Raw genomic sequence first — 15,213 nt, forward strand, 5'->3', positions numbered from 1 at the left:
TCTGATTGAATCAGAACCGAAGCTCTAGATTCTTGTTTTGACGCGTTTTCTTCACGCGAACCGGTGTCCACTTCGCTCGAAAACGCGCTAAAGTGCACGGGGGGCTTTCCCAGCTTTCGCTCGGCCCACGCGACGGTACGCCAGCGCAAGCAAAGAGGGCCGCCCTTTCGGACGGCCCTCTCGTTCCAGTCAGTGCGAGACCGCTTACTCCGCGGCCTGCTTCTGCGGCGGGTCGAGCGCGCCGGACTTGTGGATGTCGGCGACCTGGTGATCGCTGAAGCCGAGCACCGTGCGCAGGATCTCGTCGGTGTGCTCGCCGAGCAGCGGGGAGCGCTGCACATCGCTCGGGCTATCCGACAGCTTGATCGGGTTGCCGACCGAGAGGTACTTGCCGCGGGTGGGATGGTCGACCTCGACCACGGTGCCGGTCGCGCGCAGCGACTGGTCTTCGGCGAGCTCCTTCATCGACAGGATCGGGCCGCAGGGGATGTCGTCCTTGTTGAGGATCTCCATCGCCTCGAACTTGGTCTTGGTCATCGTCCACTGCTCGATGCGGGAAAAGATCTCGTTGAGGCGCGGCAGGCGGGCTGCCGGCTTGGCGTAGTTCGGATCGGTCTTCCAGGTGGGCTCGCCGATCACGTCGCAGATCTTCTCCCAGACCGGGGCCTGGGTGATGAAGTAGATGTAGGCGTTGGGGTCCGTCTCCCAGCCCTTGCACTTCAGGATGCGGCCGGGCTGGCCGCCGCCGGAATCGTTGCCGGCGCGCGGCACGGCATCACCGAACGGAATGCCTTCGCCGAACTGGCTGTATTCCTTGAGCGGGCCGTGGGCGAGGCGCTGCTGGTCGCGCAGCTTGACGCGGGACAGGTTGAGCACGCCGTCCTGCATCGCAGCCGTGACGCGCTGGCCCTTGCCCGAATGCGTGCGCTGATAGAGCGCGGTGACGATGCCGAGCGCCAGATGCAGGCCGGTGCCGGAATCGCCGATTTGCGCACCGGTGACGAGCGGCAGGCCGTCGCGGAAGCCGGTGGTGGAGGCGGCGCCGCCGGTGCACTGGGCGACGTTCTCATAGACCTTGCAGTCTTCGTAGGGGCCGGGGCCAAAGCCCTTGATCGAGGCGACGATCATCTTCGGGTTGATCTGCTGGATCTTCTCCCAGGGGAAGCCCATGCGGTCGAGCACGCCGGGGCCGAAATTCTCCACCAGCACGTCGCACTTCTTGATCAGCTCGGTGAGGACTTCCTTGCCCTTGGGATTCTTGGTGTCGAGCGTGATCGAGCGCTTGTTGTGGTTGAGCATGGTGAAATATAGGCTGTCCACGTTCGGGATGTCCTGCAGCTGGCCGCGGGTGATGTCACCCACGCCCGGGCGTTCCACCTTGATCACGTCGGCGCCGAACCATGCCAGCAGCTGCGTGCAGGTCGGGCCTGACTGAACGTGGGTGAAGTCGAGAATGCGAACGCCCTCGAGCGCTTTGGTCATTGTGTTGCTCCGTACTCTGTCTGCCCCTGCGAACCACAGGGATTAAAGGGTTGAAGGGGTGGACTTACTTCTTCTTCTGCAGAACGCTCTGCGGATTGAGGTTGCCGATGCGGCCGCTCTCCGAGCCCGCGGCCGGATCGATCACCGCGTTGATGAGCGTCGGCTTGCCGGACGTCATGGCTTCGTTGACGGCGCGCTTGAGCTCGTCGGGCGAGGTGGCATTCACGCCGACGCCGCCGAAGGCTTCCATCATCTTGTCGTAGCGCGCGCCCTTGACGAACACGGTCGTCGCCGGATCGGAGTTCGCGCCGTTGACGTCGGTGCCGCGATAGATGCCGTCATTGTTGAAGATGACGATGCATATCGGAAGGTTGTAGCGGCAGATGGTCTCGACCTCCATGCCGGAGAAGCCGAACGCCGAGTCGCCTTCCACCGCGAGCACGGGGTGGCCGGTCTCGAGCGCGGCCGCAATCGCCTGGCCCATGCCGATGCCCATGACGCCCCAGGTGCCGACGTCCAGACGCTTGCGCGGGCGGTACATGTCGATGACGCCGCGGGCGAGGTCGAGCGTGTTGGCGCCTTCGTTGACGAGGATCGCCTCCGGGTGCTCCTTGATGACGTTCTTCAAGACGCCGAGCGCGCCGTGATAGTCCATCGGCGATTTGTTGTTCATGAGCTTCGGCGCCATCTTGGCGACGTTCTCTTCCCGCTTGGACGAGATCGCCTTGGTCCATTCGGCGGGCGGGGCGGTCCAGCCTGCCCCCATCGCCTGGTTGAAGGCGGAGACGACCGAGCCGATGTCGCCGACGACGGGCGCGACGATCTCGACGTTGGAATCCATCTCGCGCGGCTCGATGTCGACCTGGATGAACTTCTTGGGCGCTTCGCCCCAGCTCTTGCCCTTGCCGTGCGAGAGCAGCCAGTTCAGCCGCGCGCCGATCAGCAGCACGACGTCGGACTCTTTCAGCACCGTCGAGCGGGCCGCGCCGGCGCACTGCGGATGGGTGTCGGGGAGGAGGCCCTTGGCCATGCTCATCGGCAGGAACGGCACGCCGCTCTTCTCGACGAAGCTCTTGATCTCCTCGTCGGCCTGCGCGTAGGCCGCGCCCTTGCCCAGAATGATGAGCGGACGCTTTGCCGCCTTGAGCACGTCAAGCGCGCGCTTGACCGAAGCGGGTGAGGGGATCTGCGCAGGCGCGGCGTCGATCACCTTGACCAGCGATTTCTGGCCGGCCTCGGCGTTCATCACCTGGCCGAACAGCTTTGCCGGCAGGTCGAGATAGACGCCGCCCGGACGGCCCGAGACCGCGGCGCGGATGGCGCGCGCGAAGCCGATGCCGATGTCCTGGGCGTGCAGCACGCGATAGGCCGCCTTGCACAGCGGCTTGGCGATGGCGAGCTGGTCCATCTCCTCATAGTCGCCCTGCTGCAGGTCGACGATCTCGCGCTCGGAGGAGCCGGAGACCAGGATCATCGGATAGCAGTTGGTGGTGGCGTGCGCGAGCGCGGTGAGACCGTTGAGGAAGCCGGGCGCGGATACCGTGAGGCAGACGCCGGGCTTCTTGGTGAGATAGCCGGCGATGCCTGCGGCGTAACCGGCGTTCTGCTCGTGGCGGAAGGAGATGACGCGAATGCCGGCGGCCTGCGCCATGCGGCCCAAATCCGTGATCGGGATGCCCGGCACATTATAGATGGTGTTGATGCCGTTCAGCTTGAGCGCGTCGATGACGAGATGGAAGCCATCCGTCAGCTCCTGCTCGGTGCCCGGTGCCTCGGACTTGGTCGCGGTGTTCAGCATGGGCCTTGTCTCCCTGGTCTCAATACTGGGGCGAGTTTTTCGCCCTTCTGGTGAACGTTGCTAGAAGAGTTCCTGGCCGTGCGCTTCGACGTAAGCGGCAAGGCCGAGGGTGTGGTCGCGGGCGCGCTTCTCGGCGAGCTCGGTGTCGCGCGCCTCCAGCGCCTCGATCATGGCAAGATGCTCGGGCAGCGAGGTCGCGGTGCGGTCCTTGCGTCCGATCGTCAACTGGCGATAGCCGCGCACGTGCAGCAGGAGGTCGTTGGTGAGATCGACCAGCACGGGGGATTCCGACAGCGAGATCAGCGCCTGATGGAAGGCGATGTTGGCCTTGGAATATTCCTCGACATGATCCTCGGGCAGGCGGTCCTTGCCGAAATCCTTGAAGAAGTCGCGCAGCGCCGTGATGTCCTTCTTCCGCGCGGTGGTGGTGATGAGGCGCGCGGCCATGCTCTCCAGCGCCGCCCAGGCGCGGATCATATCGACGATCTCGCTCTTGGTCCGGCGCACCACCATGATGCCGCGGCGCGGCACCGTCTTCACGAAGCCGTCCTGTTCCAGCATCGCGATGGCTTCGCGGATCGGGGTGCGGCTGACGCCCAGGCGTTCGGACAATGCGCGCTCGTCGAGCATCACCGGCTCGGGCGTCGAGTAGATGTCCATCTTGAGGATGGCTTCCTTCAAGGCGTCATACGCCTTGTTCTTGAAGCTGCTCTCCGGGGCAATGCGAACGATTGCGATGTCTGCCTCGGCCATGTGCGGCAACGCCTTGGTTGGTTTCCGTAGTGACACGACGAATCTCCTCCAGTGGGAGTCGTCTTTTACAGGAATATTAACGGGAAAGTTTTTGGCATACCACATGCCAGAATGTCAAGGCGGCTATTTTTTGCGGCGTTCCAAGCAACGCAGCAGCTTGACAAGTTGGCTTCTGGCATACCAAATGCCATCGCCAGCCATTTTTGATCCAAAGCGGCGGAGTAGTCTCAGGTTTTATGCCGCTCCGACCCGCGACATGGAACAGAGCGCGGCGAATGGCAAGCATCACGGGCAGCCGCAACCACGCGCGCGCTTTGCAAAGAACGAACTGAGGTCAAGGGAGAAGCCACATGTCCAATTCCAAAGATGCCGTCCGCAAGGTGCTTGACCAGGTCAAGGCGGACAACCGCACCAGCCTGACGGCCCCGGAAGGCAAGCTGGTCTGCGACGCCTACGGCATTCCGGTGCCGAAGGAAGGCGTGGCCAAGTCGGCCGGCGAGGCCGGCAAGATGGCCTCCGCGATGGGCTTCCCGGTCGTGATGAAGATCGTCTCGCCGGATATCCTCCACAAGACCGAGGCCGGCGGCGTCATCGTCGGCCTCAAGAATGCTGAAGACGCCGAGAAGGCCTACGAGACCATTCTGTCCAACGCCAAGAAGTACAAGGCCGATGCCAAGATCGAGGGCGTCCAGGTGCAGCAGATGCTGGCCGGCGGCACCGAGGTGATCGTCGGCTCGATTACCGACGGCTCGTTCGGCAAGCTGGTCGCCTTCGGCCTCGGCGGCGTGCTGGTCGAAGTGCTCAAGGACATCACCTTCCGCCTCGCGCCCGCGACCAAGGAAGACGCGCTCTCGATGCTCGACGGCATCCAGGCACATGAGATCCTGAAAGGCGTTCGCGGCGGCGAGGCGGTGAACCGCACGGCGCTCGCCGACGTCATCGTCAAGGTATCGCAGCTCGTCACCGATTTCCCTGAGATCGTCGAGCTCGACCTCAATCCGGTGTTTGCGACGGCGAAGGGCGCGACCGCCGCCGACGTGCGCATCGTCGTCGACTTCGCCTATGTGCCGAAGCCGAAGCCGCGTCCGACCGAGGAGATCGTCGCGGCGATGAGCCGTATCATGCAGCCGAAGGCGGTCGCCGTGGTCGGCGCTTCCGCCGAGGACGGCAAGATCGGCAACTCCGTGATGAAGAACCTCATCAACGGCGGCTACAAGGGCGACATTTATCCGATCCATCCCAAGGCCGCCGAGATCCTCGGCTACAAGGCCTATAAGAGCGTCAAGGACGTGCCTGGTGTGATCGACACCGCCGTGTTCGCGATCCCCGCCAAGTTCGTGGCGGCGGCGCTCACCGAGTGCGGCGAGAAGAAGATCCCGGGTGCGGTGCTGATCCCGTCGGGCTTCGCGGAGGCCGGTGCGCCGGAGCTTCAGGCCGAGATCGTCGAGGTCGGCAAGAAGTACGACATCCGCCTGATGGGGCCGAACATCTACGGCTTCTATTATACGCCCGCCAATCTCTGCGCGACCTTCTGCACGGCCTATGACGTCAAGGGCCACGCGGCGCTGTCATCGCAGTCGGGCGGCATCGGCATGGCCATCATCGGCTTCTCGCGCTCGGCCAAGATGGGCGTGTCCGCCATCGTCGGTCTCGGCAACAAGTCGGATATCGACGAGGACGATCTGCTCGCCTTCTTCGAGCAGGACCCAAACACGAACCTGATCGCGCAGCACTGCGAAGATCTCAAGGACGGCCGCGCCTTCGCGGAAGCCGCCAAGCGCGTCTCCAAGAAGAAGCCGGTCGTCGTGCTCAAGGCCGGCCGCACCTCGGCCGGCGCCAAGGCGGCGTCCTCGCACACCGGCGCGCTCGCCGGTAACGACAAGATCTACGAGGACGTGCTGGCGCAGTCGGGCGTGATCCGCGCCCGCAGCCTGCGGCAGCTGCTCGAATTCGCCCGTGGCGTGCCGGTGCTGCCGACGCCGAAGGGGGAGAACGTGCTGATCATCACCGGTGCCGGCGGCTCGGGCGTGCTGCTGTCGGATAGCTGCGTCGACAATGGCCTGTCGCTGATGTCGATGCCGCCGGATCTCGATGCGGCCTTCCGCAAGTTCATCCCGCCGTTCGGCGCGGCCGGAAATCCCGTGGATATCACCGGCGGCGAGCCCCCGATCACCTACGTCAACACCGTGAAGCTCGGCCTGTCGGACGAGCGCATCCACTCGCTGATCCTCGGCTACTGGCACACCATCGTCACGCCGCCGATGGTGTTCGCCCGCAACATGGTCGAGGTGAAGAAGGAGATGGAGGCCAAGGGTTTTGTGAAGCCGATCGTCGCCTCGCTCGCCGGCGACGTCGAGGTCGAGGAAGCCGCCGAGTATCTCTACCAGAACGGCATCCCGGCCTACGCCTATTCGACCGAGCTGCCGGTCGAGGTGCTGGGCGCCAAGTACAAATGGGCGCGCGGAGCAGGGCTGCTCTGAGCCGTCAACACAAGATGTCGCTCCGGCGAAGACCGGGGCGACATTTCCCATGATGCGGGAAAGTTTCACGGCACGAGCGTCGATCGTCTGACTGGCTGATATGCAGGTCGCGATGAGGAAAAACGTGATCCGCCGCAGGACCGTCGAGCCGAAATCCACGGCCGACCATGAGCCTGAGACACGCGACGGCGGCGTGCAGTCGGTTGATCGTGCGCTGTCGATCCTGGAAACGCTGGCTGAGGACGACGCAGGCTACCGCCTGAGCGATCTGGCGATCTGCACAGGATTGTCCACCTCGACCGTGCACCGCCTGCTTGCGACGCTGGAAAGCCGCCGCTTCGTCCAGTTCGATCGCGCCGAATCCAAATGGCACGTCGGCTCCCGCGCCTTCACGGTAGGTGCGAGCTTTGCGCGGCGGCGCAATTTCTCCACGCAGGCGATTCCGTACCTGCGCAAGCTGCGCGATCTCACTCGCGAGACCGCCAACCTCGCGGTGGTCGACGACGAGTTCATCATCGTGCTGACCCGGATGGAGAGTCGCGAGATCATGCGCTCGCTGACCCAGGTCGGCGGCCGCGTCGCCATGGTGACCTCGGGCGTCGGCAAGGCGGTGCTCGCGACCTATTCGGACGAGGACGTCGGCGCCGTCATCCGCCATCACGGCATGCCCCGCCTGACCGAGAAATCGATCGTGCGGCCGAGCGACCTGTTCCGGGAGCTCGAAAAGATCCGCCAGCAGGGCTTTGCGCTCGACGACGAGGAGGCCTGCATGGGCCTGCGCTGTATTGCGGCGGTAGTCTACAACGACTGCGCCGAGCCGCTCGCGGCGATTTCCGTCTCCGGCATGACCAGCCGGTTGACCGATCAGAGGTTGCCGGAAATCGGGCAAATCGTCCGGGATGTCGCCGCCGAACTGACGGCTGCCCTCGGTGGGGTGATCCCGACGCCCCGCTGACCCAAAACTCCTGGGGGATGGCTGGACAGCATCGGCCGTTTTGGTTGATATGCGACCAAACGACACAATGCGGCAAACGTCCGCATGAGCCTGGAGATGCCCTTATGTCCCGATTTTTTGCGCGCCTTGCCGGCGCAGCCGTCGCGCTGACCCTTGCGGCGGCGACGCCGTCCTTTGCCCAGCAGCTCGAGCTCAAGCTGATGGCGCCGGCGGCTCCGGGCGGCGGGTGGGACCAGACCGCGCGCTCGATGCAGCAGGCGCTGGTGGCCTCCGGTGTCGCGCGCAGCGTGCAGGTGACCAACGTCCCCGGCGCGGGCGGCAGCGTCGGCATCGCGCAATTCGTCAATGGTGCCAAGGGCGACGGCAACCAGATGATGGTCAACGGCTTCGTCATGGTGGGGGCGCTCGCCATGAACAAGTCGCCGGTCACGCTCGAGCAGGTGACGCCGATCGCGCGCCTCACCGAGGAAATCCAGGTGATCGTGGTGCCCGCGAATTCGCCGATCAAGAATGCACAGGATCTCGCCGCCGCGGTGAAGGCCGACATCGCCAAGGTGACCTTTGCCGGCGGCTCGGCCGGTGGCGTCGACCATGTGATGGCGGCGTTGTTTGCCGGCGCCGTCGGCGCCGACGCCAAGAAGATCAACTACATCCCGTTCTCCGGCGGCGGCGAGTCGCTGGCGGCGATCCTCGGCGGCAAGGTCACCGCGGGTATTTCGGGCCTCAGCGAATATGAAGGGCAGATCAAGTCCGGCAAGCTGCGCGCGATCGGCGTGACCTCGGAGAAGCGCATCCCGGGCAGCGACATCCCGACCTTTAGGGAGCAAGGCATCGACCTCGTGATCGCCAACTGGCGCTCGGTCGTCGCGCCTCCCGGCATCACGCCGGAGCAGAAGAAGACGCTGAGCGATGCCGTCGAGAAGATGGTGAAGTCGGACGCCTGGAAGGAGATCCTCAAGCAGAAGGGCTGGGAGGACGCCTATCTCGGCGGCGACGCCTTCGCCGACTTCCTGAAGAAGGAAACCGTGCGCGTGACCGACGTGCTGAAATCGGTCGGTCTGGTCAAGTCATGAGCTCGGGCGATCCGGCCCGGCCGCCGCGGCGCGTCGATCGCGCCGGCATCGTCATCGCGGCCTTGCTCGCAGGCCTCGCCGCGGTGCTGGTCTTCGACGCGCGCGGCCTGTCATCCACCGCGATGTACGGGATGGGGCCGGAGGCGATGCCGGTCGTGGTCGCCTGCGGCCTTGCGCTGCTTGCGATCGGCAATTTCATCGATGCGCTGCGCGGCAATCTGCCGGCGCGCGAGAGTGCCGACCCCGTGCCGGTGGTGTTGATCCTCATCGGCCTCGCGCTGCTGATCGCCATCATCGGCTTCGGCGGCGGCTTCATCCTGGCGACGTCGGCGCTGTTCGTGACGACCTCGGCGGCCTTCGGGCGCCGCGCCATCCTCGTCGACGGCATCATCGCCCTCGTGATGTCGACCCTCATCTATCTCGCGTTCGACCGGCTGTTGACGCTGAGCCTTCCGACCGGGCCGCTGGAGCGACTGCTGTGATGGACACTTTTGCGGCGCTGGCACACGGCATGGCCGTCGCCATTCAGCCTGTGAACCTGCTCTATGCGCTGATCGGCGTGTTTCTCGGCACGGCGGTCGGCGTGCTGCCGGGCATCGGCCCCGCGCTGACCGTCGCGCTGCTGCTGCCCGTCACCTACAAGCTCGATCCCGGCGGCTCGCTGATCATGTTCGCCGGCATCTATTACGGCGGCATGTATGGCGGCTCGACCACTGCGATCCTGATCAACACGCCCGGCGAGAGCGCCTCGATGGCGACCGCGCTCGAAGGCAACAAGATGGCCAAGGCGGGCCGCGGCGGTCCCGCGCTCGCGACCTCCGCGATCGGCTCCTTCGTCGCCGGCACCATCGCCACCATCGGTCTTGCGTTCCTCGCGCCCTGGCTGGTCGATTTCGCGGTGCGCTTCGGCCCTGAGGATTATTTCGCGCTGATGTGCGTCGCCTTCGTCACGGTGTCGGCGACCTTCGGCGATTCCCCGATCCGCGGTCTGACCAGCCTGTTCATCGGTCTGACGCTCGGTCTCGTCGGCATCGACAAGCTGACGGGGCAGGCCCGGCTTGCGTTCGGCGTTCCTGAACTGCTCGATGGCGTCGAGGTGACGACGCTTGCGGTCGGCCTGTTCGCGGTCGGCGAGGCGCTCTACGTTGCGTCGCGCCGTCACCACAGCGAGGAGAAGCTCGAGCCGGTGCGCGGCTCGCTGTGGATGACGAAGGAAGACTGGAAGCGGTCGTGGAAGCCGTGGCTGCGCGGCACCATGTTCGGCTTCCCGATCGGCGCACTGCCGGCGGGCGGCGCGGAGATCCCGACCTTCCTGTCCTATTCGACCGAGAAGCGTCTCACAAAATATCCCGAAGAATTCGGCAAGGGCGCGATCGAAGGCGTCGCCGGCCCCGAAGCCGCCAACAACGCCTCCGCCGCCGGCACGCTGGTGCCGCTGTTGACGCTGGGACTGCCGACCTCGGCGACCGCCGCGATGATGCTGGCGGGCTTCCAGCAATACGGTCTCAACCCGGGGCCGCTGCTGTTCGCCGAACGGCCCGACCTCGTGTGGGGCCTGATCGCCAGCCTGTTCATTGCCAACGTGATGCTGTTGGTGCTCAACCTGCCGCTGGTCGGCCTGTGGGTGCGGCTGCTCGCGATCCCGCAGCCCTGGCTCTATGCCGGCATCCTCGTGTTCGCGACCATGGGCACCATCGCCGCAAAGCCGTCGGTGGTCGAGCTGTCGATGCTGGCCGGCTTCGGCGTGCTCGGCTTCCTGATGCGCCGGTTCGATTTTCCGATCGCGCCGGTCGTCGTCGGCCTGATCCTCGGCCCGATCGCCGAGAGCCAGCTCCGCCGCGCGCTCGCGATCAGCCTCGGCGATCCCATGACGCTGCTGCAGAGCCCGATCTCGGCGACGCTGCTCGGCATCGCGCTGATCGCGCTGCTGGCGCCCTTCGTGCTAAAGGGCCTCGGGCGCTTCAAGGCGAACGAGGATTAACCGTTCTGCCGTGTGCGTCTTCTAGATGCTGCCTCCAGCTTGTTGAGGAAACGCCATGCCGTCAGAACTCCGCTCGCCCCGTCTCGCCGTCCTGATCGATGCCGACAACGCCTCTGCCAAGATCGCGGATGGGCTGTTCGAGGAGATTGCCAAGATCGGCGAGGCCAGCGTCCGCCGCATCTACGGCGATTTCTCCAATGCGCGTTCCAGGGGCTGGGCTGACATCCTGTCGAAACACGCCATCATACCGCAGCAGCAGTTCGCATACACGACCGGAAAGAACGCGTCGGACATCACCCTTGTCATCGACGCGATGGACCTGCTGCACAGCGGACGGTTCGATGGTTTCTGCCTGGTGTCGTCCGACAGCGACTTTACCCGTCTGGCCGCCCGCATCCGGGAGCAGGGCATCGATGTCTTTGGGTTCGGCGAGCAGAAGACGCCGGAAAGCTTCAGGCAGGCCTGCCGAAGGTTCGTCTACACAGAGAACCTGCTTGCCGGCACGACCACCACCCAAGGCGCCGCGTCGGGGCCTGCACCGCTTCAGCCGCTCGATGCCGCCACGCCCATCATCAAGAAGGTCATCACCCAGATGGAGAGTGAGGACGGCTGGGTTGCGCTCGGTGAAGTCGGACGGCAGCTCGCCAATCTGGCGTCCGATTTCGATCCGAGAACGTTCGGCTTCCGCAAGCTGAGTGACCTCGTGCGCAAGACGAATTCGTTCGAGATCGACGAGTCGAAGGGCCGGTCGATGCGGATTCGGGTCAAGCCTGCTGCCGAAGCACCGCCGAGAAGGCGGAACCCGCGCAGGCCTGCAAGATCGGGGGCGGCGAGCGGCTCGGCGCCTAAGGCGTGAGCAGAGCCTGCCATCATATTTGCGCTTGCCCGGTCTGGCGCGGAGCGTAACCATCGCTGGGCCGTAACGCCACGCGAGGGTTCCGATGACCAAACTTACCCGTTTTGCCGTCGCACCGCTGCATGCGATGACCCGGCGTCTGGCCGATGTCGCTTCCGCGCGGGCCGCGCCGGAACTCGTCGTCACCGGGGGCCGGGTGCTCTCGACCTATTCGGAGCGTATTCATGCGAACCGCGAGGTCTGGATCACCGGCGGGCGCATTGCCGCCGTGAAGCCGGCCGGAGCGGCCAGAAAGGTGTGGAGCAACGTTGCGGTTTATGACGCTGCAGGCGGCATCATCGCGCCGGGTCTGGTCGATCCACACATACACATCGAGTCCTCGATGGTCACGGCCTGCGCCTACGCCGAGGCCGCACTGCTGAACGGCACCACCACGATCTTCTGCGACAGCCACGAGATCGGCAACGTCATGGACGTCGCCGGCGTCGAAGCAATGCTGGAGGACGCGCGCGAGGCGCCGCTCTCGATCTTCCTGACGGTGCCGAGCACGGTTCCTGCGACCTCGGCCGAATTGGAAACAGCCGGCGGCGATCTCACACCGGACAAGATCGCCGGACTGTTCGACCGCTGGCCGGAAGCGGTCGCGCTCGGCGAGAAGATGGATTTCGTGCCGGTGACGATGGGCGACGAGCGCAGCCACGCGATCCTCGCCGCAGCGCTGAAACGCGGGCGACCGGTGTCCGGCCATGTCTACGGCCGCGAATTCGTCGCGGCCTATGCGGCATCGGGCGTCACCGACACCCATGAGGCGATCGACCGCGACATCGCCGACGATCTGCTCGATGCCGGCGTCTGGGTGTTCTTGCGCGGGGGGCCGCCGACCACGCCCTGGCATTCGCTGCCGCAGGCGATCCGCACCATCACCGAGCTCGGTGCCTCGCACAAGCGTACGGCCGTGTGCACCGACGACCGCGACGCCGACGATTTGCTGCTGTTTGGGCTCGACTGGGTGGTTCGTGAGGCGGTGAAGGCGGGGATGTCGCCGGAGCAGGCTTGGTCGATGGGCTCGCTCCATGGCGCCACGCGCTTCGGCATGGATGGCGACATCGGTGGCCTCGGCGGCGGCCGCCGTGCCGATCTCGTGCTGATGGACGATCAGCTCAAGCCGCAATGCACCTGGTATGGCGGTGAGCTCGTGGTCGAGCGCGGCAAGATCACTGGTCGCCTCGATCAGGCGCTGTCGCAGCGCTACCAATATCCGAAGGCGGCTTATGCGACGGTGAAATTGCCGAAGACGATGAAGCTGACGCCGGAGCTGCCGGCGAAGGCCTGCACCGTCAACGCGATCAAGACCGCGCTGCCGGGCATCACCCTGATCCACGAGAAGGTTGCGATCGAGCCGGCCAAGGACTGGCCGTCGCTGTTCGCGCGCTACGGCCTCTGCTTCGTCACAGTGGTCGAGCGCCACGGCAAATCGGCGGGCAACGTCGCCTACGGTCTGCTGAAGGATTTTGGCCTGAAGCGCGGCGCGGTTGCTTCCAGCGTCGGGCATGACAGCCACAATATCATTGTCGCCGGCACCAACGAGGCGGACATGCAGGTCGCGATCGCGGCGATCAGGGAGCAGCAGGGCGGCGTCTGCGTCGTCGCCGACGGCAAGGTGAGGGCGCTGGTTCCGCTGCCGATCGCGGGGCTGCTGTCCGACAAGCGCGTCACCGAGGTGGCCGAGGAGGTCAAGGTACTGAAGAAGGAATGGGCCGAGGCCGGCTGCACCATCGCCTACATGGGCTTCAATTTGATTCCGCTATCGGTCATTCCGGAAATTCGCATCACCGACAAGGGCCTGGTGCTGGTGCCGCAGATGGAGCTGGCGCCGCTGTTCGAGTGAGTGGCTTTCACCGATATCTCGACTTAACCGCTTGAGGCGACCACGATTTTTCCGCGGCTGCCGCATCGTGGAAAATAAAATCGATCTCGTTGAGATCGCATCTCTCGCGCCTGATGATCTCGCTCGCTGACGTGAAACAAGCGAGGTCGGATATGGCGAAGATGCGAGCCGTTGATGCTGCCGTGCGGATTCTGGAGAAGGAAGGCATCTCCACCGCCTTCGGGGTTCCCGGTGCCGCGATCAATCCGCTTTACTCGGCGCTGAAGAAGCGCGGCTCTATCCGCCACATCCTGGCGCGGCATGTCGAGGGCGCCTCGCACATGGCCGAGGGTTACACGCGCGCCAAGGCCGGCAATATCGGCGTCTGCATCGGAACCTCGGGGCCGGCGGGCACCGACATGATCACGGGGCTCTATTCGGCGATCGCCGATTCCATTCCGATCCTGTGCATCACCGGACAGGCACCGCGGGCACGGCTCTACAAGGAAGACTTTCAGGCCGTCGACATCGAGTCGATCGCAAAGCCCGTGACCAAATGGGCGGTGACGGTGCGCGAGCCGGCGCTGGTGCCCCGCGTGTTCAGCCAGGCGTTTCATGTGATGCGCTCAGGGAGGCCCGGGCCGGTGCTGATCGACATGCCGCTCGACGTGCAGCTCGCCGAGATCGAGTTCGACGACGAGACCTATGAGCCGCTGCCGGTGTACAAGCCCACGGCGACCCGCAAGCAGGTCGAGAAGGCGCTGGAGATGCTCAACGCCGCCGAGCGGCCGCTGATCGTCGCCGGTGGCGGCATCATCAATGCCGATGCCTCGGACCTGCTGGTCGAATTCGCCGAGATCACCAACGTGCCTGTCGTGCCGACGCTGATGGGGTGGGGCGCGATCCCCGACGATCACGTGCTGATGGCCGGCATGGTCGGCCTTCAGACCAGCCACCGTTATGGCAATGCCACGATGCTCGAATCCGATTTCGTGCTCGGCATCGGCAACCGCTGGGCCAACCGCCACACCGGCTCGGTCGAGACCTACACCAAGGGCCGCAAATTCGTTCACGTCGACATCGAGCCGACGCAGATCGGCCGCGTGTTCAATCCCGATCTCGGCATCGTCTCGGACGCCAAGGCCGCGCTCGAGATGTTCGTCACTGTGGCCAGGGAGTGGCGGCGGTCCGGCAGGCTTCGCGAGCGCCAGGCGTGGCCTGCGGCCTGCCGCGACCGCAAGAAGACGATGCTGCGCAAGAGCCATTTCGACAACGTCCCGATCAAGCCGCAGCGCGTCTACGAGGAGATGAACAAGGCGTTCGGCCGCGACACCACCTACGTCACCGTGATCGGCCTGTCGCAGATTGCCGGCGCGCAATTCCTCGGTGTCTACAAGCCGCGCAACTGGATCAATGCCGGGCAGGCCGGGCCGCTCGGCTGGACGCTGCCCGCTGCGCTCGGCGTGCGTGCGGCGTGTCCGGAACGCGAGATCGTCGCGCTGTCAGGCGATTACGACTTCCAGTTCCTGATTGAGGAGCTTGCGGTCGGGGCGCAGTTCAATCTGCCCTATATCCACGTCGTCGTGAACAATTCCTATCTCGGCCTGATCCGCCAGGCCCAGCGCGGCTTCGACATGGACTACCATGTCCAGCTCTCCTTCGAGAACATCAACTCCCCGGAGATCGGCGTTTACGGCGTCGATCATGTCACGGTGGCCGAAGGGCTCGGCTGCAAGGCGATCCGCGTCACCGACCCGAAGGATACTCAGGCCGCGTTCGCGACCGCGCGAGAGCTGATGGCCAAGCACCGCGTGCCTGTCGTCGTCGAGTTCATTCTCGAGCGCGTCACCAACATCGCGATGGGCACCGAGATCGATAACATCGTCGAGTTCGAGGAGGTGCTGGACTTGGCCCTCGACGAGGTCGGAACCAAGAAGCCCGGCGTGCTGCAGCCGGCAGAATAGGGGA

General features: G+C 65.0%; 11 protein-coding genes. 8 read left to right on the forward strand and 3 right to left on the reverse strand.

What is annotated here, in order from left to right:
- Positions 1-204: 204 nt before the first annotated feature.
- From frc to UNPF46_RS03720, 3 genes are all read right to left on the reverse strand, one after another.
- On the reverse strand, positions 205-1,482 hold the full coding sequence (frc, locus tag UNPF46_RS03710) for a formyl-CoA transferase (RefSeq protein WP_100176633.1): 1,278 nt from the start codon (positions 1,480-1,482) through the stop codon (positions 205-207).
- 64 nt (positions 1,483-1,546) lie between these two features.
- The gene (oxc, locus tag UNPF46_RS03715; RefSeq protein ID WP_142249079.1) at positions 1,547-3,280 is read right to left on the reverse strand and encodes an oxalyl-CoA decarboxylase; all 1,734 of its coding nucleotides are present in this window, start codon (positions 3,278-3,280) and stop codon (positions 1,547-1,549) included.
- A 60-nt stretch (positions 3,281-3,340) separates the two neighbouring features.
- Positions 3,341-4,033, reverse strand: coding sequence for a GntR family transcriptional regulator (locus UNPF46_RS03720; protein ID WP_174719300.1), 693 nt, complete (start codon positions 4,031-4,033; stop codon positions 3,341-3,343).
- Positions 4,034-4,383: 350 nt separating this feature from the next.
- Between UNPF46_RS03720 and UNPF46_RS03725 the strand changes: the two genes are divergently transcribed.
- The 8 genes from UNPF46_RS03725 to gcl all read left to right on the forward strand — a co-directional run bounded on the left by UNPF46_RS03725 (position 4,384) and on the right by gcl (position 15,209).
- A complete protein-coding gene (locus UNPF46_RS03725) occupies positions 4,384-6,513 on the forward strand; it encodes an acetate--CoA ligase family protein (RefSeq protein ID WP_100176630.1) in 2,130 nt (709 codons plus the stop codon).
- Positions 6,514-6,625: 112 nt separating this feature from the next.
- Positions 6,626-7,468, forward strand: a complete 843-nt coding sequence (locus UNPF46_RS03730; protein WP_181769757.1) for an IclR family transcriptional regulator — start codon at positions 6,626-6,628, stop codon at positions 7,466-7,468.
- A gap of 104 nt (positions 7,469-7,572) precedes the next feature.
- Positions 7,573-8,541 carry a Bug family tripartite tricarboxylate transporter substrate binding protein gene (locus UNPF46_RS03735; protein WP_142249081.1) on the forward strand — a complete coding sequence of 323 codons (969 nt, stop codon included), beginning with the start codon at positions 7,573-7,575 and terminating at the stop codon, positions 8,539-8,541.
- A complete protein-coding gene (locus UNPF46_RS03740; RefSeq protein ID WP_100176627.1) occupies positions 8,538-9,023 on the forward strand; it encodes a tripartite tricarboxylate transporter TctB family protein in 486 nt (161 codons plus the stop codon). Before UNPF46_RS03735 ends, UNPF46_RS03740 begins: the two co-directional genes overlap by 4 nt.
- The gene (locus tag UNPF46_RS03745) at positions 9,023-10,522 is read left to right on the forward strand and encodes a tripartite tricarboxylate transporter permease (protein WP_142249082.1); all 1,500 of its coding nucleotides are present in this window, start codon (positions 9,023-9,025) and stop codon (positions 10,520-10,522) included. Before UNPF46_RS03740 ends, UNPF46_RS03745 begins: the two co-directional genes overlap by 1 nt.
- Positions 10,523-10,577: 55 nt before the next feature.
- Complete coding sequence (locus tag UNPF46_RS03750) at positions 10,578-11,378, forward strand: NYN domain-containing protein (protein WP_142249083.1); 801 nt, start codon at positions 10,578-10,580, stop codon at positions 11,376-11,378.
- 85 nt (positions 11,379-11,463) lie between these two features.
- Positions 11,464-13,266 (forward strand): adenine deaminase C-terminal domain-containing protein, encoded by a 1,803-nt coding sequence (locus UNPF46_RS03755; protein ID WP_142249084.1) that lies wholly within the window; start codon positions 11,464-11,466, stop codon positions 13,264-13,266.
- Between the two features lie 152 nt (positions 13,267-13,418).
- Positions 13,419-15,209 carry a glyoxylate carboligase gene (gene gcl, locus UNPF46_RS03760; protein ID WP_142249085.1) on the forward strand — a complete coding sequence of 597 codons (1,791 nt, stop codon included), beginning with the start codon at positions 13,419-13,421 and terminating at the stop codon, positions 15,207-15,209.
- Positions 15,210-15,213: the final 4 nt, after the last annotated feature.

The organism is Bradyrhizobium sp. UNPF46 (assembly GCF_006658625.1).
GTDB classification, from domain to species: domain Bacteria; phylum Pseudomonadota; class Alphaproteobacteria; order Rhizobiales; family Xanthobacteraceae; genus Bradyrhizobium; species Bradyrhizobium nitroreducens.

Excerpts from the sequence above, each read along its gene's own strand:
- frc (WP_100176633.1), bottom strand. The coding sequence starts at position 1,482 with ATGACCAAAGCGCTCGAGGGCGTTCGCATTCTCGACTTCACCCACGTT.
- oxc (WP_142249079.1), bottom strand. The coding sequence starts at position 3,280 with ATGCTGAACACCGCGACCAAGTCCGAGGCACCGGGCACCGAGCAGGAG.
- UNPF46_RS03720 (WP_174719300.1), bottom strand. The coding sequence starts at position 4,033 with ATGGCCGAGGCAGACATCGCAATCGTTCGCATTGCCCCGGAGAGCAGC.
- UNPF46_RS03725 (WP_100176630.1), top strand. The coding sequence starts at position 4,384 with ATGTCCAATTCCAAAGATGCCGTCCGCAAGGTGCTTGACCAGGTCAAG.
- UNPF46_RS03730 (WP_181769757.1), top strand. The coding sequence starts at position 6,626 with ATGAGGAAAAACGTGATCCGCCGCAGGACCGTCGAGCCGAAATCCACG.
- UNPF46_RS03735 (WP_142249081.1), top strand. The coding sequence starts at position 7,573 with ATGTCCCGATTTTTTGCGCGCCTTGCCGGCGCAGCCGTCGCGCTGACC.
- UNPF46_RS03740 (WP_100176627.1), top strand. The coding sequence starts at position 8,538 with ATGAGCTCGGGCGATCCGGCCCGGCCGCCGCGGCGCGTCGATCGCGCC.
- UNPF46_RS03745 (WP_142249082.1), top strand. The coding sequence starts at position 9,023 with ATGGACACTTTTGCGGCGCTGGCACACGGCATGGCCGTCGCCATTCAG.
- UNPF46_RS03750 (WP_142249083.1), top strand. The coding sequence starts at position 10,578 with ATGCCGTCAGAACTCCGCTCGCCCCGTCTCGCCGTCCTGATCGATGCC.
- UNPF46_RS03755 (WP_142249084.1), top strand. The coding sequence starts at position 11,464 with ATGACCAAACTTACCCGTTTTGCCGTCGCACCGCTGCATGCGATGACC.
- gcl (WP_142249085.1), top strand. The coding sequence starts at position 13,419 with ATGGCGAAGATGCGAGCCGTTGATGCTGCCGTGCGGATTCTGGAGAAG.